Origin of the sequence: Curtobacterium guangdongense (genome assembly GCF_049341845.1) — a bacterium.
GTDB classification, from domain to species: Bacteria; Actinomycetota; Actinomycetes; order Actinomycetales; family Microbacteriaceae; genus Curtobacterium; species Curtobacterium guangdongense.
The window spans coordinates 105,821-130,083 of record NZ_JBMPIT010000003.1 but is presented as its reverse complement, the minus strand read 5'-3'; the positions used below and the strand labels follow the sequence as shown (position 1 = coordinate 130,083).

21 protein-coding genes are annotated in these 24,263 nt (G+C 70.7%); 10 read left to right on the top strand and 11 right to left on the bottom strand.

What is annotated here, in order from left to right; translation table 11 throughout:
* The first annotated feature begins 149 nt into the window (after window positions 1-149).
* Window positions 150-5,609: a beta strand repeat-containing protein gene (locus ACO0E1_RS05305; RefSeq protein WP_422873234.1), complete on the top strand. Its 5,460-nt coding sequence runs from the start codon at window positions 150-152 to the stop codon at window positions 5,607-5,609.
* A gap of 100 nt (window positions 5,610-5,709) precedes the next feature.
* Here ACO0E1_RS05305 and ACO0E1_RS05300 read toward each other — a convergent pair whose 3' ends face one another.
* The 3 genes from ACO0E1_RS05300 to ACO0E1_RS05290 form a co-directional block, all read right to left on the bottom strand.
* A complete protein-coding gene (locus ACO0E1_RS05300) occupies window positions 5,710-6,441 on the bottom strand; it encodes an SOS response-associated peptidase (protein WP_422873233.1) in 732 nt (243 codons plus the stop codon).
* A 188-nt stretch (window positions 6,442-6,629) separates the two neighbouring features.
* Window positions 6,630-7,301 (bottom strand): hypothetical protein, encoded by a 672-nt coding sequence (locus tag ACO0E1_RS05295; RefSeq protein ID WP_422873232.1) that lies wholly within the window; start codon window positions 7,299-7,301, stop codon window positions 6,630-6,632.
* The gene (locus ACO0E1_RS05290) at window positions 7,298-7,912 is read right to left on the bottom strand and encodes a hypothetical protein (RefSeq protein WP_422873231.1); all 615 of its coding nucleotides are present in this window, start codon (window positions 7,910-7,912) and stop codon (window positions 7,298-7,300) included. The genes ACO0E1_RS05295 and ACO0E1_RS05290 overlap by 4 nt, the downstream gene beginning before the upstream one ends.
* Before the next feature lie 131 nt (window positions 7,913-8,043).
* On the opposite strand from ACO0E1_RS05290, the gene ACO0E1_RS05285 reads away from it, so the two are divergent.
* Window positions 8,044-8,469, top strand: coding sequence for an organic hydroperoxide resistance protein (locus ACO0E1_RS05285; RefSeq protein ID WP_422873230.1), 426 nt, complete (start codon window positions 8,044-8,046; stop codon window positions 8,467-8,469).
* A 1-nt stretch (window position 8,470) separates the two neighbouring features.
* Window positions 8,471-8,857, top strand: coding sequence for a YchJ family protein (locus ACO0E1_RS05280; RefSeq protein ID WP_422873229.1), 387 nt, complete (start codon window positions 8,471-8,473; stop codon window positions 8,855-8,857).
* On the opposite strand, the gene ACO0E1_RS05275 is transcribed toward ACO0E1_RS05280, so the two are convergent.
* Window positions 8,854-9,729, bottom strand: a complete 876-nt coding sequence (locus tag ACO0E1_RS05275; protein WP_422873228.1) for a shikimate dehydrogenase family protein — start codon at window positions 9,727-9,729, stop codon at window positions 8,854-8,856. The two genes, ACO0E1_RS05280 and ACO0E1_RS05275, sit on opposite strands and share 4 nt — an antisense overlap.
* A 44-nt stretch (window positions 9,730-9,773) precedes the next feature.
* Here ACO0E1_RS05275 and ACO0E1_RS05270 point away from each other — a divergent pair, with 44 nt between their 5' ends.
* The gene (locus ACO0E1_RS05270) at window positions 9,774-10,787 is read left to right on the top strand and encodes an iron-siderophore ABC transporter substrate-binding protein (RefSeq protein ID WP_422873227.1); all 1,014 of its coding nucleotides are present in this window, start codon (window positions 9,774-9,776) and stop codon (window positions 10,785-10,787) included.
* Between the two features lie 183 nt (window positions 10,788-10,970).
* Here the strand turns inward: ACO0E1_RS05270 and ACO0E1_RS05265 are convergent, their stop codons facing one another.
* Window positions 10,971-11,375, bottom strand: a complete 405-nt coding sequence (locus tag ACO0E1_RS05265; protein WP_422873226.1) for a DUF1304 domain-containing protein — start codon at window positions 11,373-11,375, stop codon at window positions 10,971-10,973.
* Window positions 11,376-11,453: 78 nt separating this feature from the next.
* Here ACO0E1_RS05265 and ACO0E1_RS05260 point away from each other — a divergent pair, with 78 nt between their 5' ends.
* Window positions 11,454-11,759, top strand: coding sequence for a chorismate mutase (locus tag ACO0E1_RS05260; protein ID WP_422873225.1), 306 nt, complete (start codon window positions 11,454-11,456; stop codon window positions 11,757-11,759).
* The gene (locus tag ACO0E1_RS05255) at window positions 11,756-12,835 is read left to right on the top strand and encodes a lactonase family protein (protein WP_422873224.1); all 1,080 of its coding nucleotides are present in this window, start codon (window positions 11,756-11,758) and stop codon (window positions 12,833-12,835) included. Before ACO0E1_RS05260 ends, ACO0E1_RS05255 begins: the two co-directional genes overlap by 4 nt.
* Window positions 12,836-12,850: 15 nt before the next feature.
* On the opposite strand, the gene ACO0E1_RS05250 is transcribed toward ACO0E1_RS05255, so the two are convergent.
* Genes ACO0E1_RS05250 through purS form a run of 4 tightly spaced genes read right to left on the bottom strand, consistent with a single transcriptional unit; the run spans window position 12,851 to window position 17,208 of the window.
* Window positions 12,851-13,810 (bottom strand): 2-hydroxyacid dehydrogenase, encoded by a 960-nt coding sequence (locus ACO0E1_RS05250; RefSeq protein WP_422873223.1) that lies wholly within the window; start codon window positions 13,808-13,810, stop codon window positions 12,851-12,853.
* A gap of 10 nt (window positions 13,811-13,820) precedes the next feature.
* Complete coding sequence (gene purL / locus ACO0E1_RS05245; protein ID WP_422873458.1) at window positions 13,821-16,202, bottom strand: phosphoribosylformylglycinamidine synthase subunit PurL; 2,382 nt, start codon at window positions 16,200-16,202, stop codon at window positions 13,821-13,823.
* A gap of 50 nt (window positions 16,203-16,252) precedes the next feature.
* On the bottom strand, window positions 16,253-16,948 hold the full coding sequence (purQ, locus tag ACO0E1_RS05240; RefSeq protein WP_422873222.1) for a phosphoribosylformylglycinamidine synthase subunit PurQ: 696 nt from the start codon (window positions 16,946-16,948) through the stop codon (window positions 16,253-16,255).
* A 5-nt stretch (window positions 16,949-16,953) separates the two neighbouring features.
* The gene (purS, locus tag ACO0E1_RS05235; protein ID WP_123654421.1) at window positions 16,954-17,208 is read right to left on the bottom strand and encodes a phosphoribosylformylglycinamidine synthase subunit PurS; all 255 of its coding nucleotides are present in this window, start codon (window positions 17,206-17,208) and stop codon (window positions 16,954-16,956) included.
* A 145-nt stretch (window positions 17,209-17,353) separates the two neighbouring features.
* Here purS and ACO0E1_RS05230 point away from each other — a divergent pair, with 145 nt between their 5' ends.
* Together ACO0E1_RS05230 and ACO0E1_RS05225 are read left to right on the top strand one after the other, a co-directional pair.
* Window positions 17,354-17,965, top strand: coding sequence for a PadR family transcriptional regulator (locus ACO0E1_RS05230; RefSeq protein WP_422873221.1), 612 nt, complete (start codon window positions 17,354-17,356; stop codon window positions 17,963-17,965).
* A complete protein-coding gene (locus tag ACO0E1_RS05225) occupies window positions 17,962-19,596 on the top strand; it encodes a DHA2 family efflux MFS transporter permease subunit (RefSeq protein WP_422873220.1) in 1,635 nt (544 codons plus the stop codon). The genes ACO0E1_RS05230 and ACO0E1_RS05225 overlap by 4 nt, the downstream gene beginning before the upstream one ends.
* A 156-nt stretch (window positions 19,597-19,752) precedes the next feature.
* Here the strand turns inward: ACO0E1_RS05225 and ACO0E1_RS05220 are convergent, their stop codons facing one another.
* Window positions 19,753-20,568 carry a cytochrome c oxidase assembly protein gene (locus ACO0E1_RS05220; protein ID WP_422873457.1) on the bottom strand — a complete coding sequence of 272 codons (816 nt, stop codon included), beginning with the start codon at window positions 20,566-20,568 and terminating at the stop codon, window positions 19,753-19,755.
* Window positions 20,569-20,711: 143 nt separating this feature from the next.
* Window positions 20,712-22,004, bottom strand: a complete 1,293-nt coding sequence (locus tag ACO0E1_RS05215) for an acyltransferase family protein (RefSeq protein WP_422873219.1) — start codon at window positions 22,002-22,004, stop codon at window positions 20,712-20,714.
* A gap of 168 nt (window positions 22,005-22,172) precedes the next feature.
* On the opposite strand from ACO0E1_RS05215, the gene ACO0E1_RS05210 reads away from it, so the two are divergent.
* Together ACO0E1_RS05210 and ACO0E1_RS05205 are read left to right on the top strand one after the other, a co-directional pair.
* Complete coding sequence (locus tag ACO0E1_RS05210; RefSeq protein ID WP_422873456.1) at window positions 22,173-22,616, top strand: Fur family transcriptional regulator; 444 nt, start codon at window positions 22,173-22,175, stop codon at window positions 22,614-22,616.
* A gap of 89 nt (window positions 22,617-22,705) precedes the next feature.
* A complete protein-coding gene (locus ACO0E1_RS05205) occupies window positions 22,706-24,235 on the top strand; it encodes a catalase (protein WP_422873218.1) in 1,530 nt (509 codons plus the stop codon).
* Window positions 24,236-24,263: the final 28 nt, after the last annotated feature.

Genomic DNA, 24,263 nt, shown 5'->3' with positions numbered 1-24,263 from the left:
CGGGGAGGGTCCCCCCTATTGGGGACCGCGATGTCCCCATCGGCATGCGGCGAACTGCCAGTATCGGAGACGGCGGAGGACGCCCGAGCTCGCAACCGGAGCGCGGTGCGCGTCCCGTCGCCGAGCACGTCCCGACCCGAAAGAGACCGATGCGCCATTCCCTGGACACCCGTGTGCCCCGAGCCCGCCAGGGGCTCCGACTCGTCGCAATGGTGGGCGCCACGCTCCTCGTGGGCGCCGGCATCACCGCGACCATCGCGGTCGTCACCGCCGCTCCCGCCTCGGCCGTCACGGCGACCGCGAACGGTGCGTTCATCTGCGACCAGAACACGGTCTACGCAACGGACTCGACCGGCAAGGTCATCGCGATCGACGTGACGAAGCCCGCTGCGGACGGGACGTCGACCGCAGGCACGACGGCCGACGTCACGAACCTCGGCGCAGGTGCGAACAACGGCCTCGGTATCTCCCGCGAGGGCCTGAAGATGTACGCCACGTCGAACGGCAACAGCGCGACGCTGAAGGAGTACGTCCCGGCGAAGGACGGCGTCGCCGAGACCTCGACGACCGTCACGACGGACAAGACCCGCACCGTCATCCGAGGCGCGGTGGACCCGACGACCGGCATCTACTACTACGGCGACAACACCGGCTGGCTCGGCGCGTACAACCCGAACACCAAGCAGTACCTCGGTCAGGTCGGTCAGATCAACGGTCTCAAGGCGGGCAACGGCGACTTCGCGTTCAGCTCGCGCGGTCTGCTCTTCGTCGTCGCGGCCGACACCGTCTACCGCGTGAACACCCCCACGCTGCCGACGGCCTCCGGGACGACGGCGCTCACGACGACGGCGATCGCGACGCTGCCGAGCGGCACGAACAGCCCCGGCATCGCGTTCTCGTCCGACGGCTACCTCTACCTCTCGTCGTCGCCGGCGGACACGTCGGTCCAGTCGACGACGCTCTACCAGCTCGACCCGACGACGGGGCAGCCGGTCAGGAACTTCGCCGTCAACGCCACCTTCCGGGCGAGCGACCTCGCGACCTGCAACTACGCCGACACGGTGACCGGCGCCTCGAGCGTCGACGACCGGTGGAACTCCGGCGACCAGTTCGGCCTCGCCGTCACCGGCGGCGGCATCTCCTCGACCAACAGCGGCACCACCGCGACCACCAGCGGTTCGAAGAACGGCGTGCAGGACCAGCAGGCCGGCGCCGTGCTCACCACGCCGGGCAAGGACTACACCGTCACCCAGACCGCTGCGGGCACCACGAACCTCGCGAACTACGCCACCACGTGGCGGGCGGTGAACGTCAACAGCGGTGCCGAGGTCGCGAAGGGTACGGGGAACACCGCGACCTTCACGTTCCCGACCGCCACCTCCTCCGACGGCACCGACGTCGTCGTGACCTTCGCCAACGTGCTGCAGCGCGTCCACGTCGCGACGACAGCGGACACGTACTCCACCCCGGTCGACACGAAGCTCGACGTTGCGGCCCCCGGTGTCCTCGCGAACGACACCGGCGACGGCCTCTCGGTCACGAGCCACACCGACCCCGCGAACGGCACCCTCACGATGACCGCGAAGGACGGGAGCTTCTCGTACGTCCCGAACGACGGCTTCTCCGGCACGGACCAGTTCACCTACACCGCGACGGACGGCGGTGGCCGGACCTCGACGAGCACCGTGACGATCACCGTCGCGCCGAAGGCCGTCGACGACGCGTTCAGCGTGCACGCCGGCTCGACCGCGACCACCACGACGAAGCAGACCGGCGTCCTCGGCAACGACCGCGGCACCGGCCTGACGGTCACGAAGCACACCGACCCGACGAACGGCACCCTGACGCTGAACGCGGACGGCACCTACTCGTACACGCCCGAGCCGGGCTTCTCGGGCGGGGACTCGTTCACCTACACCGCGAAGGACACCGCGGGCTCGACCATCACGGGCACCGTGACCATCACGGTCCTGCCGACGGCGAAGACCGAGACGATCACCGCGACCTCCGGCTCCTCGACGAGCGCGACCGCCCCCGGTCTGCTCGGCAACGACCTCGGCTCCGACCTGGTCGTCACCGGGAACACGAAGCCCGCGCACGGTGACGTCACCGTGAACCCGGACGGCTCGTACACGTACACGCCCACGACCGGGTACTCCGGCCAGGACTCCTTCGACTACACCGTCACCGACGGCGACGGCACGGGGAAGTCCGACACCGTGACGGTCACGGTGACCGTGCTGCCGAAGGCCGTCGACGACACCATCACGGTCGGCGCGGGCTCCACGGCGACCACGACCACCCGCGAGGCCGGGCTGCTCGGCAACGACCTCGGGACCGGCCTCACCATCACCAGCACCACCGCGCCGACGAACGGCACGCTGACCGTGGACAAGGCGACGGGGACGTACTCGTACACCCCGAACGCCGGGTTCTCGGGCTCGGACTCCTTCACCTACACGGCGACGGACGAGGCCGGGAACCCGACGACCGCCACCGTGCGGATCACGGTCACCCCGACCGTGGCCGACGACACCGCGACCACGCCCGCGAACACCCCGGTGACGGTCGACGTGCAGCACAACGACCACGGGTCCGACCTCGGCACCACCGTCGTGACGACGCCCGCGAACGGCAGCGCCGTCCCGCAGCCGGACGGCACCGTGCAGTACATGCCGAAGGACGGCTTCTCCGGGACTGACACCTTCACCTACACGGTGACGGACGGCTCCGGCAAGACCTCGCAGCCGGCGACCGTGACCGTCTCCGTGACCCCGGTCGCGAACCCGGACACGGCGAACACGAAGGCCGGCGACACGCTGACCATCCCGGCGACGGACCTGACCAGCAACGACGTCGGCTCCACGCTCGAGGTCACCGGTGCGACGAGCACGAAGAACGGCGACGTCTCGGTCGACCCGACCACCGGCGACGTGACCTACACGCCGAAGGACGGCTTCTCCGGCACCGACACCGTGACCTACGAGGTCACGGACGCCTCCGGCCAGAAGAGCACCGGCGTCGTCACGATCGTGGTCGGTCCGACCGCCACGCCGGACACCGCCACCGCGACGGCCGGCGAGACCCTGACCGTCTCGAAGGACGACGGCGTGCTCGCGAACGACAAGGGCACGGACAAGCAGGCCGCGGTCGACCAGAAGCCGGCGAACGGCGACCTCGACCTCGCGACCGACGGTTCGTACACCTACACGCCGAAGGACGGCTTCTCCGGGACCGACACCTTCACGTACACGCTGACGGACGGCTCCGGCCGGACCTCCACGGGCACCGTCACCATCACGGTGAACCCGGGCACCGAGAAGGACGCGATCTCGACGAAGGCGGGCCAGCCCGTCTCCGTGACCTCGGGCGAGCTGACGAAGAACGACCACGGCGACGGCCTGAAGGTCATCGGCGCCCAGGGAGCCACCGACGGTGACCTGTCGGTCGCCGACGACGGCACCGTCACCTACACGCCGCACACCGGGTTCTCCGGCACGGACACCTTCACGTACACGGTCGTCGATGCCCACGGCAACGAGGCCACCGGCACCGTCACCGTGACGGTCCCCCCCGTCGTCGCGGCGAGCACCGGCTCGGCCACCACGGACGAACCCGTCACGGTCTCGGACGAGGACGGCGTCCTGAAGGACTCCGACGGCACCGGCTTGCAGGTCACCGGCAACACGCAGCCCCAGCACGGCGACGCGACCGTCGACGAGAAGGGTGGCTACACCTACACGCCGAAGCCCGGCTACTCCGGCCCCGACTCGTTCGACTACACGGTGACCGACCAGGACGGCAACACGGCCACCGGTACCGTGACGATCACGGTCCTGCCGAAGGGCGTCGCCGACGTCGCCTCGACCCCGGCCTCCACCCCGGTCGACGTCCCCGTCACGAAGAACGACTCGGGCACGACGCTCACCGTGGCGACCGTCACGAACGGCACGAACGGCACCGTCGTCATCACCGGCCCCGGCACGGTGACGTACACGCCGAAGGACGGCTTCTCCGGAACGGACACGTTCACCTACACGGCGAAGGACCCGACGGGCGGCAGCACGCAGCCCACGACGGTCACCGTGACGGTGTCCCCGACCGCGAAGCAGGACCTCGTCACGACCCCGGCCGGCACCCCGCTGCCGATCGCGAGCGCCACCTTGACGGCCAACGACGACGGCTCCGGCCTCACCGTGACCGGTCACGGTGACGCGGCGCACGGTGCCGTGACCACCGGCACCGACGGCGGCCTCGTCTACACGCCGGCGCCCGGCTTCTCCGGCACGGACGAGTTCCCGTACACGGCCACCGACAGCAGCGGCCAGACGACGACCTCGACGGTCATCGTCATCGTCGGTGCGGTCGCCACGCCGGACTCCGGGACGACCACGACGAACGGCACGCTCACCGTGACCACGGCGAACGGCGTCCTCGGCAACGACCTCGGAACCGGTCTCACGGCGACGCTCGACCGGAAGCCGACGCACGGCGACGTCGAGCTCGGCGCGAAGGGTGGCTACACCTACACGCCGACGAAGGACTGGTCGGGCACGGACACCTTCACCTACACGGCGACGGACACCGACGGCAACACCGCCACGGGAGTCGTGACGATCACGGTCACCCCGACCGCGGGTGACGACAAGACCAGCACCCCGGCCGGCAAGACCGTCACCGTCAAGGGCCCCGGCGTCCTCGGCAACGACCACGGCACGAAGCTCACGGTCGTCGGCTCCGGCACCCCCGAGCACGGCACCGCGACGATCGCCGCCGACGGCACGTTCGTCTACACCCCGGTCGCCGGTTTCTCCGGCACCGACCACGTCACCTACACGGTGCAGGACGCATCGGGGCAGCGCACCAGCGCGACGGTCACCATCACCGTGGGCGTCACGGCGAAGGACGGCGCGGCGACCACGATGGCCGGTACTCCGGTCGGCCGTGACGCCGCGAACGGTGCGCTGGTCGGGGCCCGCGGCGTCGGCCTCTGGACGAAGGCGGGTCAGAAGCCGGCTCACGGCAGCGTCACCATGGGGAAGGACGGCTCCTGGACCTACATCCCGGCGGCTGGTTTCACCGGGGTCGACCGGTTCACCGCCGTCGTGACGGACGCCGACGGCCAGACGGCGACCATGACCATGACCATCACCGTCCTCGCCCACGCCGTCGCCACGGACGACAAGGCCACCGGCACCGCGAACACGCCGGTGACGATCGACCCGCTCACGAACGACAAGCCGACCAGCGGAGCGACGTTCGACCGCGGCACGCTCCACCTGGTCGACCCGGAGGGCGCGCTCGTCGACAGCATCACGGTCGACGGCAAGGGAACCTGGACGATCCGGGACGGCAAGGTCGTCTTCACCCCGGTGGAGGGCTTCACCGGCACCGTGCAGGTCGGCTACAGCATCGTCGACAGCGACGGCCAGCAGGTCCTCGCGACGATCACCGGGGTCTACCCGGTCGGACTCGCGGCGAAGGTCCACGCGGCCGAGCTCGCCTTCACCGGCACCACCGGCCTGGTCGGGCTGTCGCTCGCAGCGCTCGCGCTGCTGCTGGCAGGTGTCCTGCTGATCGTCCGCCGCCGGATCCGCGGAACCGACTGACGCACCGGACGGGAGGCCCGGGTCGCGTCCGCCACACGGCGGACGTGATCCGGGCCTCCCGTTGCGTGGTCCGTGGTCGCGCCGGGCGCGACGGCTGCGGTCAGGCGACGGGCTCGATGAGCTCCGGGCCGTTGTTCTTCACGCTGTTGACCGTGCGCGAGACCTCGTACTGCTCGAGGCCCGCCGCGACCGCGAGCGACTCGTGGTCGAGCAGCGACAGCAGGTCGTCGGTGTGCAGGTCGCCACCGAGCCAGTCGTCGTAGCCGTCGGGCGTGAGGAACGCCGGCATGCGGTCGTGCACCTCGCCAGGAGCCACGTGGGCGTCCCGCGTGATGATCGCCAGCGATAGCCTCCACTTGTCCGGGTCGCCCTCGGGCTTGGTCGGGTCCGGCCAGGCGCTCACGACACCGGCCATCGCCAGCGCGCCACCGGGTTCGTGCACGAAGTGGGGTTCCTTGCCGTCCTCGCGTACGACCCACTCGTAGTAGCCCTGCGCGGGGACGATGCACCGGTTCGTGGCGAACGCCCGCTTGAACATCCCGCTCGTCGCCACCGTCTCGATGCGGGCGTTGATCGGCTTCGGGCGCTGCTTGACGAAGTCCTTCGCCCAGCTCGGCACGAAGCCCCAGCTGATCTGCGGGAGTTCGCGTTCGCCGTGGCGCTGCCGGACCGCGAAGACCGGGTCGGTCGGGGCGACGTTCCAGCTCGGGACGAGCCCGGTGCTGACGACGCCCGTGTCCTCGTCGACGTGTTCGGTGCGATCGGCGAGCTCACCGATGAGCTCGGGGAGCAGGTCGGCGGTGGTGTCGGAGACGACGAAGCGGCCACACATGCGCCCAGTCTGCCCCGCGCCCCCGACAGTGCGCCCGCGCCCACGCGCCCCCACGCCCCCACGCCCACGCCCACGCGCCCCCACGCCCCCACGCCCACGCCCTCCTCCCCATCGAGGGAACAGAAATCGTCGGGTCGGGCGCGCCCACCCGACGATTTCTGTTCCCTCGATGCCTGCGTCCGCGGACGTCAGTCGCCGGGCAGACGGATCTTCGAGCCGTTCGGGGCGCGTCGGCGCTCTGCCGGCTTCGCCGGGGTGGGCGGGGCATCGGGGAGGGTCGCCGCGAGGGCCCTGGCCCGCTCGACCCTGCCGAGCCGGATGACGTTCGCCACGGTGCGGCCAGCGCTGAGGACACCGAGCCAGACGGGGAAGACCACCGCGGCGTCCAGCAGGAGGAGCGCTCCGAACACGAGCACCGCCACCGCCGTGAGGACCAGGCCGCGGAACACATCGGGCACCATCCCGGCGCGCACCGCCTCGGCGTCACGGAGCACGCCGTCCCGGTCACGCGGGTCGATCGTCGGAGCGCTCTTCGCGCGGAAGTACCGCTCGATCGGGTCCGGAGCCGCCATCTGCGACCCCGACCAGTACAGGCGCGTGCCGTCGGCCGCTCGGGGTCGGAGCGGGACGACTGCCGCGCCGACGGCACCTGCCGCGAGGGCGAGCAGCGCTGCGCCGACCCAGGCAAGAGGTCCGTGGAGGTTCGGCCACGGGACGACCGAGCCGACGACGACGAGCACGGCCGATGCGGCCACAGCGGTCAGCACGCCGACGAGCACCATCCGGCGGCGGCGGTCCGCGGGGATCGCCCGACCGACGTTCGCTCGGAAGACCGACCACCCGAGGGAGTGCGGGCTCATGCGGGCTCGCGGGTCGGGGCGAGCGTCTCGGCGACCGCGCGTGCACGCTCGGCGCGTCCCAGCCGGTGCAGCCAAGTGGCGATGTTGCTCGCGTAGAGGACGAACCACAGCGGGACGACCTCGGAGAACGTCCCGAGCAGCAGTGCAGCGAGGCTCGCGAGCAGCCCGATGACGACGAGCGGTGTCCACTGGGCGACGTCCTTGATCACGCCACGGCGGTACAGCAGCGTGTCGGTGAGCACCGCCTCCCGGTCCTCCGGACGCATCGCGGGCATCGTCCGGACGAGGTACCGCTGGACGCTGCCGCGGACCGTGCGAGCGGTGTCCGGTCGGACCTGCCGGCCGTTGATCGTCGCGGCGGGGTCGAGCGGCCGGCCGATCGGGCAGCAGGTTACGGCGACGAGTCCGACGCCGAGGGACAGCAGCGCGACAGCCAGCGTCGCGCGACCAGCACCGGGGCCGGTCCAGTCGAACGCGAGATCGAGCCCGGTCATCACCGCGGCGGCGACGACCGTGGAGACGGCACCGAGCACGAGCGCCCGACGGACCTTGACGACGGACACGGCGTCACCGAAGTGGGCGCGGTAAGCCTGCCATCCGAGTCGGAACACGCCGTCCGTTCTACTCGGTGCCCCCGAGGATCGCTCGGACACGCCCGAGTCGGCGCGCGCTCGACGGGTGCGGTCCCCGGAGTGGAGCCGCTCGTCAGGAATCGTCCAGACTGGAGCGGTCACCTGCTGCCATGAGTCTCGACATCGTCTACACCGCCGTCGCCCACGCCTCCGGGGGCGGCCGCGACGGGCACGTCCGCAGCGAGGACGACCGGCTCGACCTGGACACGCGTCCGCCGAAGGAGATGGGCGGCAGCGGCGAGGGCACCAACCCGGAGCAGCTCTTCGCCGCCGGGTACGCGGCGTGCTTCCTCGGTGCGCTGCACGCGGCGGGTCGCGAGCTGTCGCTCGACACCACGGACGCCGAGGTCTCGGCCGAGGTCGGCATCGGCGGGAACGGGAGCGGCGGGTTCGGGCTCGCGGTGGAGCTCGACATCTACGCGCCGGCGGTCGACGGCGCCGCGCGGCAGCGACTGGCGGAGCGGGCGCACGAGATCTGCCCGTACTCGAACGCCACCCGCGGCAACATCACCGTGACGCTCTCCCTCGTCGACTGACATGGATGAGTCGCGCTGCCCGTGCCTGAGCGGCAACCCCTACGGCGAGTGCTGCGGACCCCTGCACGCAGGTGCAGCAGCGCCGACGGCCGAGCGACTCATGCGCTCGCGCTTCTCCGCCTTCGCGCTCGGGCTGCCGGAGTACCTGCTCCTGTCGTGGCACCCGAGCACACGTCCGGGATCGCTCGAGCTCGACGAGGACCAGCGGTGGACCAGGCTCGACATCCTGTCGACCCGGGACGGAGGCCCGTTCGACTCCCGCGGACAGGTCACCTTTCGCGCGTGGTGGCGTTCCGAGCACGAGCGCGGGACGCTCGAGGAAGCCAGCGACTTCGTCCGTGAGCAGGGCCGCTGGTTCTACGTGGACGGCGTGATCGCCGGGGGCTAGGCCCCGATCGTCGACGGCAGGCCCACCGCCGTGCGCATCGCTCGCCGGACGAGTGCCTCGGACGGCAGGAGCTCGTCCTCGTCCCCGGTCAGGAAGAACCGGATCTGGCCGATGGCCTGCTCCGTCAGCATGTCGAGGCCGTTCAGCACACGACCGCCGGCGGCCTCCCAGCGCGACGCGGCAGCGGTCGGCCACGGCTCATACGCGACGTCGAACAGCAGCGCGTCGGGACCGGACGGCACGAGCGGCAACGAATCCGCGGCACCGCCGGGAAGCGTCGACACGACGAAGCCGAGCGGCCCCGCCTGGTCCAGGTCTGCCAGGGGGTGGACCTCGAGCGAGACACCGAGTCGCGTGGCGAGTCCCACGAGGTCCCGCGCCCTTGCGGTGTCGCGGAGGAACACCCGGACGAGCCGGGCACCGAGTCGCAACGACGCCGTGAGCGCACTCGCAGCGGTGGCGCCGCCGCCGAGGATCGTGGCCTCGCCGGGGACGTGCCCGAGCGCCTCGACCGGGCGGACGATCCCCTCGACGTCGGTGTTCGCACCCGCGCGGACGACCCGGCCGCCCTCCTCCCGGAACGCCAGGGTGTTCGCCACGCCGAGCTCGTCGACGAGCGCCGTCGTGCGATCGAGCATCGGCAGGACCTCGCGCTTGAGGGGCATCGTCAGGCTCAGCCCGCGCTGCTCCGGACCCAGCCCCGCGACGAACGCGTCCAGTCCGCCGGACGTGACCTCGTGCCTCCCGTACGTGAACGGCACCCCGAGCACGTCGTAGGCCGCTGTGTGCAACGTGGGCGAGAGGGAGTGCGCGATCGGCGAGCCGAGCACCGCGAGGTGCGTGCGGGCGGGGTCGGGGAACGAGAGAGCCACATCGCCAGCCTAGTGTCGCGCCGTATTAGGGTAGCCTTACCTACGTGATCCGATCCTCCCTCCCCAAGCAGCGCTTCCGTCGCGTCCTCGCCGCGGCCGGTGCCGTCGTGGCCGCCTCGCTCGTCCTCGCCGGATGCGCCGGCGGCAGCCCGTCCGACTCGTCCTCCTCCGGCTCGTCCGGCGACGGCGCCTTCCCGGTGTCGATCACGACCGGCCTCGGCACGACGACCATCACGTCGCAGCCGAAGCGCGTCGTCGCCCTCGGCTGGGGCGACGCGGAGACAGCACTCGAGCTCGGCGTGCAGCCCGTCGGCGCGAGCGACTGGCTGGCGTTCGGCGGCGACGGTGTCGGGCCGTGGCTCAAGGGCGCGTACGACAAGTCCCCGAAGATCATCAACACGCTGGAGCCGAGCTACGAGGACATCCTCAAGCTCAAGCCGGACGTGATCCTCGACGTGAAGTCCTCGGGCGACAAGGACCGGTATGACAAGCTGTCCGCGATCGCGCCGACCGTGGCGATCCCGAAGGGCGCGTCGAACTACCTGGCGTCGACCAAGCAGCAGACCACGATGATCGCGAAGGCGCTCGGCAAGGAGGCCGAGGGCAAGAAGCTGCTCGCCGGCGTCGACTCCGCCTACGCCGCCGCACGCAAGGCCCACCCCGACTTCGCGGGCAAGACCGCCGTCATCGGCGCGTACACGTCCGAGGGCTTCGGCGCCTACGCCTCGGCCGACAGCCGCGCGCAGTTCATGCAGGAGCTCGGGTTCACGATCCCGGCCCGCATCGACAAGGAAGCCGGCAAGGAGTTCTCGGTGCACCTGTCGAACGAGAACCTCGACCTGCTCGACGCCGACCTGACCGTGATCCTGCCGATCTACGTCGAGGCCTCCGCTGCCGAGTCCGACCCGCTGTTCCAGAAGGTGCCGTCGGTCGAGGCCGGGCATTACATCGTCTTCGACGACAAGGACGTGTCGTCGGCGTTCTCGATGGGGACCACCGCAGCCATCGAGTGGGCGCTCAAGCGGCTGCCGGACCAGTTCGAGTCAAAGCTGGGCTGATCTCCCGCTGGCGCCTCCGCGCCGAGCGGACTGGAGGCCCGACTCGCCACCTCGAGACCGCATGCGGTCCGCGGATGGCGGGTCGGGCCTCCAGTGCGTTGCGGCCGGCGGTCTGCCGGACCGGTGCTGCCGGGGGCAGGCGGACCGGCGCTGCTGGGGGCAGCCGGACCGGTGCTGCTGGGGTCAGCCGGCGAACATCGAGCCGAGGAAGGCGAAGAGCAGGGCGATGAGCGGGAAGGACCCTTGCACGAACGCGGAGTTGAGGTAGCGGCGGCCGGTCCCGACGAGGACCACCGCGGCGCCGAGCATGCTCGCGGTCGCGAACACGATGAGCGTCCACCCGGTCGAGTCGTTGCCCGCGAACGCGAAGACGACACCGAGGATCGCGCCGATCGCCAGGAACAGGTTGTAGAAGCCCTGGTTGAAGGCGAGGGAGCGGGTGGCCCGGGCCTCGGCGTCCGAGGCGATGCCGAACGTCTTGCGGACGCGGGGGCTCGTCCAGGCGATCGACTCCATGAAGAAGATGTAGACGTGGAGCAGTCCGGCGAGGATCGCGAACACGCACGAGATGACGAGGAGGACCGACATGGACTCCATTGTCCCAGTCTCCGCGCTCCCGACGTAACCGACACCTGGTGGCCAGGGTCCGGCCGTTAGGCTCGGGACATGAGCGAGTACGACGAAGCGGCCGTGGCTGAACTGCAGAGCATCCGGCAGAGCATCGACAACATCGACGCCGCCGTCATCCACATGCTCGCCGAACGCTTCAAGTACACGCAGCGCGTGGGGTACCTCAAGGCCAGCGCCGGCATGCCGGCGGCCGACCCGGCGCGCGAGCAGATCCAGGTCGCACGACTGCGGTCGCTCGCGGCGGAGTCGCACCTCGACCCGGCCTTCGCGGAGAAGTTCCTGAACTTCATCGTCGCCGAGGTCATCCACCACCACGAGCAGATCGCCGGGGAAGAGGCGTGACGGTCCCCGGACTCCCGTCACTGCTGGTCGGCTCGTACACGGCAACCGGGGGTGGCACCGCGACCGGGATCTCGTTCGTCGAGTCCGGTGTGGCGTCGACCGTCGCCGTGCTCGACGACCCGTCGTTCCTCGCCGTCTCGGGGGACCGGGTCTACGCCGTGTCCGAGACCGCCGACGGGTCCGTCAGTGCGTTCCGTCGCGCCGGGAGCACGCTCGAGCACCTCTGGGACGCGCCGTCCGGTGGCGACGCGCCGTGCCACGTGCGGGTCGACCCGTCCGGTGCGCTCGTCGTCACGAACTACGTCTCCGGCACCGTGACCGCGGTGTCCCTGGCCGCGGCCGAGTCGCTCGCCGCGTCCGTGCTCGCGAGCGACGGGGTCGTCGGGACGGCGGTCCACGGAGCCGGTGACACCGTCGTCGTGCCGTCCGCTGCCGTCGCGACCGCAGTGCTGCCCGACGTCACGGGGCCCGTCGAGGACCGCCAGGAAGGGCCGCACGCCCACCAGTCGGTCGCGACGCCGGACGGCACGCTGCTCGTCGCGGATCTCGGCGGGGACGCCCTGCACGAGTTCCGGGTGGTGGCTGCGTCCGCCTCCTTGTCGCTGGATCTGGTGCGGGTGCACCACGTGGCGCCCGGCGTCGGCCCGCGGCACATGGCCTGGTACGACGGCGACCTCATCGTCGCCGGAGAGCTCGACGCGTCGGTGCACCGGCTGCGCCGTGACGAGTCCGGGTCGTTCCGCGTGATCGCCTCGGCCGCGACGTTCGAGGGGGACGTGGGGGAGTCGCTCCTCAGCCACATCGAGGTCGACGAGTCGGGTCTCGTGCTCGTCGCCGTCCGCGGGCGTGACCTGATCGTCACGCTGTCCGCGGCGGACGGAGGCCTGTCCGTCGTGGGGTCGGGGTCGTGCGGCGGAGTCTGGCCGCGACACTTCGCCCGGGTGCCCGGGTACCTGCTCGTCGCCAACCAGATGTCCGACGCGATCGCCGTCCTGCCACTCGGCGACGACGGCGTCGTGGGGGAGCCCGCCGGTCAGATCGCCGTCGGCAGCCCCGCGTGCATCATCCCGCTGTAGCGCTCGCTCCGCGCCTCAGACCTCGATGAGGTTCTCGAACGTGCGGCCCTCGGCCAGCGCTGCCACCTGACGGCGCATGAGCTCGATCGACCGCGGCACGCTGAGGTCCGTGTTGCCTCCGACGTGCGGCGTGAGGACCGTGTTCGGCGTCGTCCAGAGCGCGTGCCCCTCGGGGAGTGGCTCGGGGTCGGTGACGTCGAGTCCGGCGGACAGCCGGCCGCTCGTGAGCTCGGCGACCAGCGCGTCGGTGTCGACGACCTTGCCCCGTGCCACGTTGACCACGAGTGCACCGTCCGGCAGTGCTGCGAGCAGGTCGGCGTCGACGAGCCGTTCGGTCTCGTCGGTCAGCGGGGCGATGAGCACGAGGACGTCGGTGGTCCTGGCGATCTCCGGCAGGTCGCCGAAGGCGTGCACCTGCCGGCCGTCCTGCTCGCGGGCGGTGCGGGCGACCACCGTGACGTCGGTCTTGAACGCCTCGAAGCGGGTCGCGATCGCGCTGCCGATGGCGCCGTAGCCGACGACCGTCACGCGTCGATCTGCCAACGACCGCGTCTGCCGGGCGTCCCAGACGCCGTTGGCGCGGTCGAACTGGAACTGCCCGATCTCCCGCAGGGCCGTCAGCGCCAGCCCGACGGCGAGCTCTGCCGTCTCGTCGTCGTGGATCCCGCGACCGTTCGCCAGCAGGGCATGGCCGGGCACGTGTGGCACGGCGTGCTCGTACCCGGCGCTCGGCAGCTGCAGCAGTTCGAGGTTCGGCAGGTCGTGGACGTACTGCCACCGGTGCCGTCCCTGGAAGTAGAACGGCAGGAACGTGATGGCGACCTCGTCCGCGCGGGGGTACGGCGCTTCCAGGTCCCACACGTCCAGCTCGATGCCGTCCGGCACGGGGCCGAAGCGGTCGACGAGCTCGGCGAAGGGCAGCGTGACGATGCGGTTGCCGGGTACGGCGTGCTCGGCGTGCGGATCGGCGCTCACGGCGTGCGGATCAGCCGTCGGTGCGCGGCGAGAAGGTGCCGTCGGACGCCAGTGGGCCGCGGCCCAGGACGCCTTCGGTCACGGTCTCCTCGATCACGTCGCCGAAGCGGGTCGGCAGGGTCGCACCGTGCGTGCCGCGGAGCTCGTCCACGGAAGCCTCGAACGCGCCCTGGACCTCGAGCGACTGCGAGGCGCCGTCCGTCACGCCGATGCGCAGGACCGGGAAGCCCCGACCGTTGCAGAGGCCCTGGAAGCGGACGTCGTCCTCGCGCCGGACGGTCACGATGACGCGACCGGTCGACTCCGAGAACAGCGCCGTCGCGGTGTCGACCCCGTCGCGCTCCTGCAGCTCGTCGAGCACGACCCGGGCACCGACGCCGAAGCGGAGCACCGACTCGGCGAGGGACTGGCCGAGGCCGCCGTCCGCCAGGTCGTGCGCGCTCGTGAGCAGCTGCTCGTCCGAGGCGGCGCGGAGGAGCTCGGCGAGGGCCTTCTCGCGGCCGAGGTCGACCGCGGGGGGACGTCCGCCGAGGTGTCCGTGCACCGTGCCGGCCCACGCGGAGCCGTCGAGCTCGAGGCTCGTGGTGCCGAGCAGGTAGATGTTGTGACCGTCGTCCTGCCAGCCGGACGGCACGCGGAGCGCGACGTCGTCGATGATCCCGAGGACACCGACGACCGGGGTCGGGTGGATCGGGGTGGTGCCGGTCTGGTTGTAGAACGAGACGTTGCCGCCGGTGACCGGGATGCCGAGCTCCATGCAGCCGTCGGCCAGGCCCTCCACCGCCTCGGAGAACTGCCACATGACCTCGGGGTTCTCCGGGGAGCCGAAGTTCAGGCAGTCGGTGACGGCAGCAGGCACCGCGCCGGTGACCGCGACGTTCCGGTACGCCTCGGCGAGGGCCAGACGGGCGCCCTGCTTCGGGTCGAGCTGGCAGTAGCGGCCGTTGGCGTCCGTCGCGATGGCCACACCGAGCCCGGTCTCCTCGTCGACGCGGATCATGCCACCGTCGTCGGGGAAGGAGAGCGCGGTGTTGCCGAGCACGTAGGTGTCGTACTGGTTGGTGACCCAGTTCTTCGAGGACAGGTTCGGCGAGCCGAGGAGCTGCAGGAACTGGGCCTTCAGCGCGGGCCCGGTGTCCGGGCGGTCGAGCGCGGACGCCGAGTCGGCCTGCAGCGCGTCGATCCAGGTCGGGTACGCGACCGGGCGGTCGTAGACCGGGCCGTCGACCGCGACGGTGCGCGGGTCGACGTTGACGATCTCCTGGCCCTGCCAGTCGATGACCAGGCGGCCGGTGCCGGTGACCTCGCCGAGGACGCTGGTCTCGACCTCCCACTTGTCCACGACCGCCAGGAAGGCGTCGAGCTTCTCGGGGGTCACGACCGCCATCATGCGCTCCTGGCTCTCCGACATGAGGATCTCCTCTGCCGTGAGCGTGGGGTCGCGGAGCAGGACGTCGTCGAGCGAGATGTGCATGCCGCCGTCGCCGTTGCTGGCGAGTTCGGACGTGGCGCACGAGATGCCCGCGGCGCCGAGGTCCTGGATGCCCTCGACGAGCTCCTTCTGGAACAGCTCGAGGCAGCACTCGATGAGGACCTTCTCGGCGAACGGGTCCCCCACCTGGACCGCCGGACGCTTCGTCGGACCGCCCTCGGTGAAGGTGTCGGACGCCAGGATCGACGCGCCGCCGATGCCGTCGCCACCCGTGCGGGCACCGAATAGGACGACCTTGTTGCCGGCACCCGACGCGTTCGCGAGGTGCAGGTCCTCGTGCCGGAGGACGCCGACCGCGAGGGCGTTGACGAGCGGGTTGCCCTGGTACACGGAGTCGAAGTAGGTCTCGCCGCCGATGTTCGGCAGGCCGAGGCAGTTGCCGTAGAACGAGATACCGCCGACGACGCCGTGCACGACGCGCGCCGTGTCCTCGTGCTCGATGGCTCCGAAGCGGAGCTGGTCCATGACGGCGACCGGACGGGCACCCATCGAGATGATGTCGCGGACGATGCCGCCGACACCGGTGGCAGCGCCCTGGTAGGGCTCCACGTAGGACGGGTGGTTGTGCGACTCGACCTTGAAGGTCACCGCCCAGCCGTTGCCCACGTCGACGACCCCGGCGTTCTCGCCCATGCCGACCATCAGGTTCTTGGTCATCTCCGGCGTGACCTTCTTGCCGAACTGCCGGAGGTAGTTCTTGCTCGACTTGTACGAGCAGTGCTCCGACCACATCACGGAGTACATCGCCAGCTCACCCGAGGTGGGGCGGCGGCCGAGGATCTCGCGGATCTTGGCGTACTCGTCCGCCTTGAGCCCGAGGGCCTCGTACGGCTGGTCCTTGTCCGGCGTCGCGGCGGCGTTCTGGACGGTGTCGGGCTTGGGGCGCACGAAGGTCGTCACGGTGTTGTCGTTCCCTGCTGCAGTGGAGTCGGTCACGTCGGTCGGTGCCGTCACTTGACGAGCGTCGACTCGATCACGGAGGTGAAGAAGGTGAGGCCGTCCGTGCCGGAGGCCATCGCCGCGGGGGTGTCCGGGCCGAACCCGGGCTCCGCCGCGTGCTCGGGGTGGGGCATCAGGCCGACGACGTTGCCGCGCTCGTTGGAGACGCCCGCGATGTCGTCGATGGACCCGTTCGGGTTGACGCCGACGTAGCGGAACACGACCTGGCCGTTGTCCTCGATGCGCTTGATCTCGTCGGCGTCGGCGACGAAGCGGCCGTCGGCGTTCTTCAGCGGGATGGTGATCTCCTGCTGCGCGGCGAAGCCGGACGTCCACGCGGTGTCCGCGTTCACGACGCGGAGCTTCTGGTCGCGACGGATGAACTGCTGGTGCGCGTTGCGCGTGTGCGCGCCGGGGACCAGGCGGGCCTCGGCGAGCATCTGGAAGCCGTTGCAGATGCCGAGCACGGGCATGCCCTTGCCGGCGGCGTCGATGACCTCGGCCATGATCGGGGCCTTCGCCGCGATCGCGCCGGCACGGAGGTAGTCGCCGTACGAGAACCCGCCGGGGAGCACGATGGCGTCGACGCCCTGCAGGTCGTGGTCGCCGTGCCAGAGCGCGACGGGGTCGGCTCCGGCGAGACGGACCGCGCGCTGGGCGTCGCGGTCGTCGAGCGAACCGGGGAACGTGATGACTCCGATGCGCATGGAGGTCACTCCGCGTCGGCGACGCTGACCGAGACGACGTCTTCGATCACGGCGTTCGAGAAGATGTCGGCCGCGATCTCGCGGACCTCGGCGAGCTTGGCGTCGTCGACGGGGCCGTCGACGGTCACCTCGAATCGCTTGCCGATGCGGACGTTGGTGAGGTCGTTCTTGCCGAGGCGGGCGAGGGCGTTGCCCACCGCCTTGCCCTGGGGGTCGAGGATCTCGGCCTTCGGCATGACCTCGACGACGATCGTTGGCACGTGTTCACTCCAGCACGGGGGGTCGGGTGGGACCCGACCAGTCTATGCGGCGCGCGCGGCGCGCCGGACCGGGTTGTGGAGAACTCCTCCAAGGCGTATATTCCAAGTCGAATAGTCCGCATGGAACACCGGTCTGGAGGCTCGGATGCCGTCGCTCACGCCCCTCGCGTTCGCCGCGCTCGGGCTCCTCAACGAGGGGCCGATGCACCCCTACGAGATGTTCCAGACCATGACCTTCCGCGGTGACGAGCGGAACGTGAAGGTCCGGCCCGGCACCCTCTACCACCAGGTCGGCCGACTGACCGACCTCGGCTACGCCGAGGCCGTCGGGACCGAGCGCGAGGGCAACCGTCCGGAGCGCACCACGTACGCCATCACCGACGCCGGCCGCGCCGCGCTCGCCGAATCACTCCGGCAGATGGTGGCGGAGCCCGCGGACGAGTACCCGGAGTTCCACCTCGCGCTCGCCGAGCTCGAGAACCTCCCGGTCCCGGAGGCGGTCGATGCCGTGCGGGCCCGTGTCGTCGCCCTCGAACGCGAGCGCGACGACATCGACACGGCACTCGCCCGCGTCCACGGACGTGAACTGGCCGAGCGCTACTGGCTGGACGTGTCGTACGTCCATGCCATGCTCACCGCGCAGATCGAGTGGCTCTCCGCCACCGTCGAACGCATCGCGAGCGGTGACATCCCCTGGGACGGCCCTGCCCATCCCGACGACACGACTTCCCCCCACAGCAAGGAACCCTCCGCATGACCACCGCAACGAACCCGCCCACGACCGAGAAGAAGCCCTGGCCAGCGCTCTGGGCCCTCGTCGTCGGGTTCTTCATGATCCTCGTCGACTCGACGATCGTCTCCGTCGCGACCCCCACCATCGCCGCGAAGCTCGACGCCGACATCAACGCCGTCATCTGGGTGACGAGCGCCTACCTGCTCGCCTACGCCGTGCCGCTGCTCATCACCGGCCGCCTGGGTGACCGCTTCGGCCCGAAGGTGCTCTACCAGATCGGTCTCGTCGTGTTCACGCTCGCCAGCCTCTGGTGCGGCCTGTCCGGCTCGATCGAGATGCTGATCGTCGCCCGCGTCGTGCAGGGCCTCGGTGCCGCGATGATGACGCCGCAGACCATGTCCGTCATCACGCGCATGTTCCCGCCGCAGAACCGTGGCGCTGCCATGGGTCTCTGGGGCGCCACCGCCGGCATCGCCTCGCTCGTCGGACCGATCGCGGGCGGGCTGCTCGTCGACGGGTTCGGCTGGGAGTGGATCTTCTTCGTGAACGTCCCCGTCGGCGTCGTGGCCTTCGTCCTCGCGCAGCGGCTCGTGCCCTCGTTCGACCGACACCAGCACCGCTTCGACGTGCTCGGGATCGTGCTGTCCGCGGTCGGCATGTTCCTGCTCGTCTTCGGCATCCAGGAAGGCGAGACCTACGACTGGGGCACCATCACCGGCCCGGTCTCGGTCTGGTCGCTCATCATCGCCGGCATCGTCGTCCTCGCGGCCTTCGTCGTCTGGCAGGGCGTGCAGAAGACCGAACCGCTCCTGCCGCTCGGGCTGTTCAAGGACCGCAACTTCACGCTCGCGAACATCGCCATCACCGCGGTCGGCGTCGCGATCTCCTCGTTCGCGCTGCCGCTCATGTTGTGGGCGCAGGACGTCAAGCAGTTCAGCCCGACCCAGGCGGCCCTGCTCCTCGTCCCGATGGCCGTGATCTCCGCGGCGTTCGCACCGCTCGTCGGCAAGAACCTGAACCGCTGGAACCCGCGCTGGGTCGCGGCGTTCGGTCTCGCGTGCTTCTCCGGCGGGCTGTTCTGGTTCGCCGGACTCGTCGCCGCGAACGCCGGGTGGCAGGTCATCCTGCTGCCGAGCGCGCTCCTCGGCATCGCGAACGCCTGCATGTGGGGGCCGCTCTCGGTCTCCGCGACGCGCAACCTCTCGCCGCGTCTGGCCGGTGCCGGTTCCGGCGTCTACAACACCACGCGGCAGATCGGCGCGGTGCTCGGTTCCGCCGGCATCGCCGCCCTGATCGAGGCCCGCATCACGGCGAACTTCCCGGCGCAGTCGGGCGGGGCGTCGGCGGGCGGCGCCGAGCAGCAGGTCGGCACGCTGCCGTCGTTCCTGCTCGACCCGTTCTCGAAGGCGATGGGGCAGTCGCTCATCCTGCCGGCAGCGGTCCTCGTGGTCGCCATCGTCGCGGCGCTGTTCCTCGGCAAGCCGAAGCAGACCGTGGCGTGGGCCCAGACCGGTGCGGTCGCGACGCAGCCCGAGCCCGAGCCCGAGGCCGAGCCGGTCGCCGCGCACGGGTCGCACGCAGCGGCTCCCGCGCCGACCACCCCGGAAGAGGAGCTGGCCTCGGCCGATCACCACGGTCGTCACGCCGACGCCTGACCCGCACGACCGAGAGCCCCCGATCGCCCAGCGGTCGGGGGCTCTTGGTCGTGCGCGCGTGCACGAGCCACACCCTCCCGACGCGCCAACCCTCCCGACTCCGAACGACCGGATCGCTGTCGTACGACCTCGGTTCAGTCGCTCCTCAGCGCCCGCTCAACCGCGCCGCGACAAGTGCGCCCGCGTGAGCTCGTCCATCTCCTCGTCGGAGAGCGCGTCGACGGCGCGGGCCTCGCGTCGGTCGGTGCGCTGCCACCGCACGAACAGCGAGATGAGCACCGGGATGTCGGCGATCTCCGCGATGAACCAGAGCAGGTCGCCGGCCAGGTGCTGGTCTCGGAGCGGGGACGGGAACCAGGCCGGATCCGATGCCATCACGGTCGCCCGGTCGAGCACGTGGTCGGTGATCCGCATGACGATGCCCGGGATCGCGTCGAGCATGAGCTCCACGAACGCCAGCAGGAACTCCGCGGTGACGAACGTCGAGGAGCGCAGCACTCCCGCCTCGGACAGCGGTACCAGCAGGCCGAACCCCAGCATCGGCACGAGCACCGTGATCGCGACCGCCCACACCGGGGACGTGCGGATCGCCGCGGACAACGGGGTGAGCAGCACGCAGAAGAGCGCCAGCGCGACCAGCGGCGAGACGATCGCGTTGCCGAGCACGCGCACCGGACGCGACCCCATGACCACGGAGGCTGCGTGGGCGAGGTGAGTCGGGCCTCCCGTCCGGAGCAGCGCGAGCGGCGCGGCGAACGCGGCGAACGTCGGGACCGCGAAGAACAGCAGCGCCAGCCGCAGCACGAACGCCCATCGGAGTGTCTGGTCGTACTCGCCGACGATGCCGAACTGCAGGATGCCGAACAGGACCAGTGCCCCCACGAACGACAGCGTCCGCCACCAGGGCCAGCGTGTGCCGCGTCGCCGAGCGGTGACGACCCACCAGCCGTACGCGACCGCCGCGACCGCGATGAGCGCGGCGGCGAACGGGTCGAACTGCCAGGTGCTCCAGAACTCGGACGGTGACGGCGTGGGGTGCCTCCTGCGGATCGCGCTGCAGGATCATCCTCGACCCGGTCGTTCTGCCCGGACGGTCGGAAGCGGTGAGAACCGGTTCAGATACGCCGGACCCCGACGGCGGGGACCGTCCGCGACAGGCACCACACGCCGATCGGGATCAGTACCGCGCCGACGGCGGCGAGCCAGAACGACAGGTGCAGCTGCATCACCGCGAACGCCGGTCCGATCGTGCAGAGCACGGCGAGGGCGATCACGGGCCACGCGGGACGGTCAGAACCGGGGACCAGCCGGGGGAGCGGGCGGTCGAACCGGCGGAGGCCCCTGGCGACCCCGAGAGCGGCGGCGAGCACGACGACGAGTGCGATCGCCCGGGTCGCCCACCACGTCGCCGATCCCGGGTCGGGGAACGGTACGCCGATGAACAGGGCGATCCCGTTCAGCGCGATGAACAGTGGCAGGTGCCAGAGGTAGATCGCCATGCCGTCGCGCCCGAGCACGAAGACGGTGCCCTGCGCCGCCCGGGTGCGCATCAGCCGGGTGAGGGGCGCGTGCACGAGCTGGACGAGGCAGGCCTGCGCGATGGCCAGGAACGCGAGCGGCAGCATCGGCGGGTTGAGGTCCTGCAGCATGTCGGGCGCCCAGAGCCCGATCGAGGTCATCGGGACGAGCACCGCGTAGACGGCCGCGGCGACGGCGAGCAGCAGCACCTTCGAGCGTCGGGCGAACCACCCGTCGGCCCACAGGAACCCGAGCTGCTGCGCGAAGAGCCACACCGGGCCGAGGTTGAGGAGCCCGACGTCGGCGACCCCGGTGGCCAGTCGGATGCCGTCGACCGCGGCCGCGAGGACGAGGAGTCCGGCGAGCGTCGCCCACGGTGCCCGCTCGTGCAGCCGCGCCATCAGGGGGACGCAGCACTGGGTGATGCCGTACGCGGCGAGGAACCAGAGCGGCGAGCCGATGCCGAACGCGACCTCGGACAGCAGGTCACGCGGGGTGCCGAGCAGTGTCGCGATGCCCAGCCCGGTCGCCAACACGAGGAAGAGCGGGATCGCCGGGCGGAACAACCGCGCCAGCCGCGTGGCCACGTAGTCGCGAGGGCCCCCACCGCGCTCGACCGTGCTCCGCCAGCCGACGGCGCTCGCGAACCCGCCGACGACGAAGAACAGCGGCATCACCTGGCCGACCCAGGTCGCCGCGACGTACCAGTCGAGCTCCTGGAGTGGGCTCGTGACCCGGATGCCGGCGTCGTCGGCCGCGATCCCGACCATCGTGACGTGCACGAAGACGACGAGGACGACGCATGCCGTCCGGATGAGGTCGACGACCAGGTCACGCTTCGCGATGATCCCCCGGACGTCCACGCTGGTCAGTGCCTGCTGAGTGGACATGCCGGGACGCTACCGGCGGATCAGCGCCTCCCAGGCCCGTTCCAGGTGATCGCGACCAAACCGTGACACATCGTATTCCGGTGTGGGAATGTGTCGGGCTGGTGACCATCCCCGAGAACTCGTTGTACAGTGGTCGTTGTCTTGACCGCTGCAAAAGAAGGGTTCGTGATGGACGTCGATGCCGACCTGCTCCGTGACGCCGGTCTGCGGGTCACGACGCCGCGACTCGCGGTCCTCCGAGCGACGGAGACGATGCCGCACGCCACGGCGGACGACATCGTCACGGCGCTGACCGCCGAGCTGCCCACGACGAGCCACCAGGCGGTGTACGGCGTCCTCGCGGCGCTCACCGGCGTCGGACTCGTCCGTCGCATCGAGCCGGCGGGCAGTCCCGCGCGGTACGAGCGGCGCACCGGCGACAACCACCACCACATCGTGTGCACCATGTGCGGCGCGATCGAGGACGTCGACTGCGCCGTGGGGCACTCGCCCTGCCTGACGCCGTCCGACACGCACGGCTTCGCCGTCACTACCGCTGAGGTCACCTACTGGGGGATCTGCGAGCGGTGCGCAGCGGCCGAGCGCGACGACACCACGGCCGTGACGGCCTGACCCCGCGCCGCTTGCGCCAGGCGGTCCACCCGCCCCACCGACAACCCGAGCAACCCTGACCGAACCAACCGTTCCACCAAGGAGGAACCGTGTCCGACCAGAACACGACGCCCGGCCAGCCGGCCGGCACCCCCACCACGACGACCAACAGCGGCGCACCCGTCTCGAGCGACCAGCACTCCATGGGTGTCGGCGCCGACGGCCCCCTCGCGCTGCACGACCACTACCTGGTCGAGAAGCTCGCCCAGTTCAACCGCGAGCGCGTCCCGGAGCGCGTCGTCCACGCGAAGGGCGGCGGTGCGTTCGGTACCTTCACCGTCACGCAGGACATCAGCCGCTTCACCCGCGCGGCCTTCCTGCAGCCGGGCAAGCAGACCGAGATGCTCGCGCGCTTCTCGAGCGTCGCCGGTGAGCAGGGCTCCCCGGACACCTGGCGCGACCCCCGCGGTTTCGCGCTGAAGTTCTACACCGAGGAGGGCAACTACGACCTCGTCGGCAACAACACCCCCGTCTTCTTCATCCGCGACGGCATCAAGTTCCCCGACTTCATCCGCTCGCAGAAGCGCCTGCCCGGCTCGCACCTCCGCGACCACGACATGCAGTGGGACTTCTGGACCCTGTCGCCGGAGTCCGCCCACCAGGTCACGTGGCTCATGGGTGACCGCGGCCTGCCGGCGTCGTGGCGGAACATGGACGGCTTCGGTTCGCACACGTACCAGTGGATCAACGCCGAGGGCGAGCGCTTCTGGGTGAAGTACCACTTCATCACCGAGCAGGGCCACAAGACGCTCACGCAGGAGGACGCCGACCGCATCGCCGGCGAGGACGCGGACTTCCACATCCGCGACCTCCACGAGGCGATCGAGCGCGGCGACAACCCGCGCTGGACCCTCAAGGTGCAGGTCATGCCGTACGAGGACGCCGCCGCCTACCGCTTCAACCCGTTCGACCTGACGAAGGTGTGGCCGAAGGGCGACTACCCGCTCATCGAGGTCGGCACGATGGAGCTCAACCGCAACCCGGAGAACTACTTCGCCCAGATCGAGCAGGCCACCTTCGCGCCGTCGAACTTCGTCCCCGGCATCGCGGCCAGCCCGGACAAGATGCTCCTCGCGCGCATCTTCAGCTACGCGGACGCGCACCGCTACCGTGTCGGCACGAACCACGCGCAGCTGCCGGTGAACGCCCCGAAGAACGAGGTGCACTCGTACTCGAAGGACGGCGGCATGCGCTTCGACTTCCAGCAGTCCGAGGTCCCGGTCTACGCACCGAACTCCCTCGGCGGTGCCCACGCCGACCCGAACGCGACGGACGACGTCCCCGGCTGGGAGTCCGACGGCGCGCTGCAGCGTTCCGCCGCGACGCTCCACCCGGAGGACGACGACTTCGGCCAGGCGGGGACCCTCGTCCGCGAGGTCCTCGACGACGCGGCCCGCGAGCGCCTCGTCGGCAACATCGCCGGGCACGTCTCGAAGGTGACGCGCGACGACCTCCGCGAGCGGGTGTTCCAGTACTGGACCAACGTCGACGCCGACCTGGGTGCGCGCGTGCGCGCCGCGGTCGCGCCGAGCGCGCCCGGATCGAACGAGGACCCGGAGAAGGTCGCGGTCGAGGCGTAGTCCCCGGTCTCCACAGGACGGACGGGAG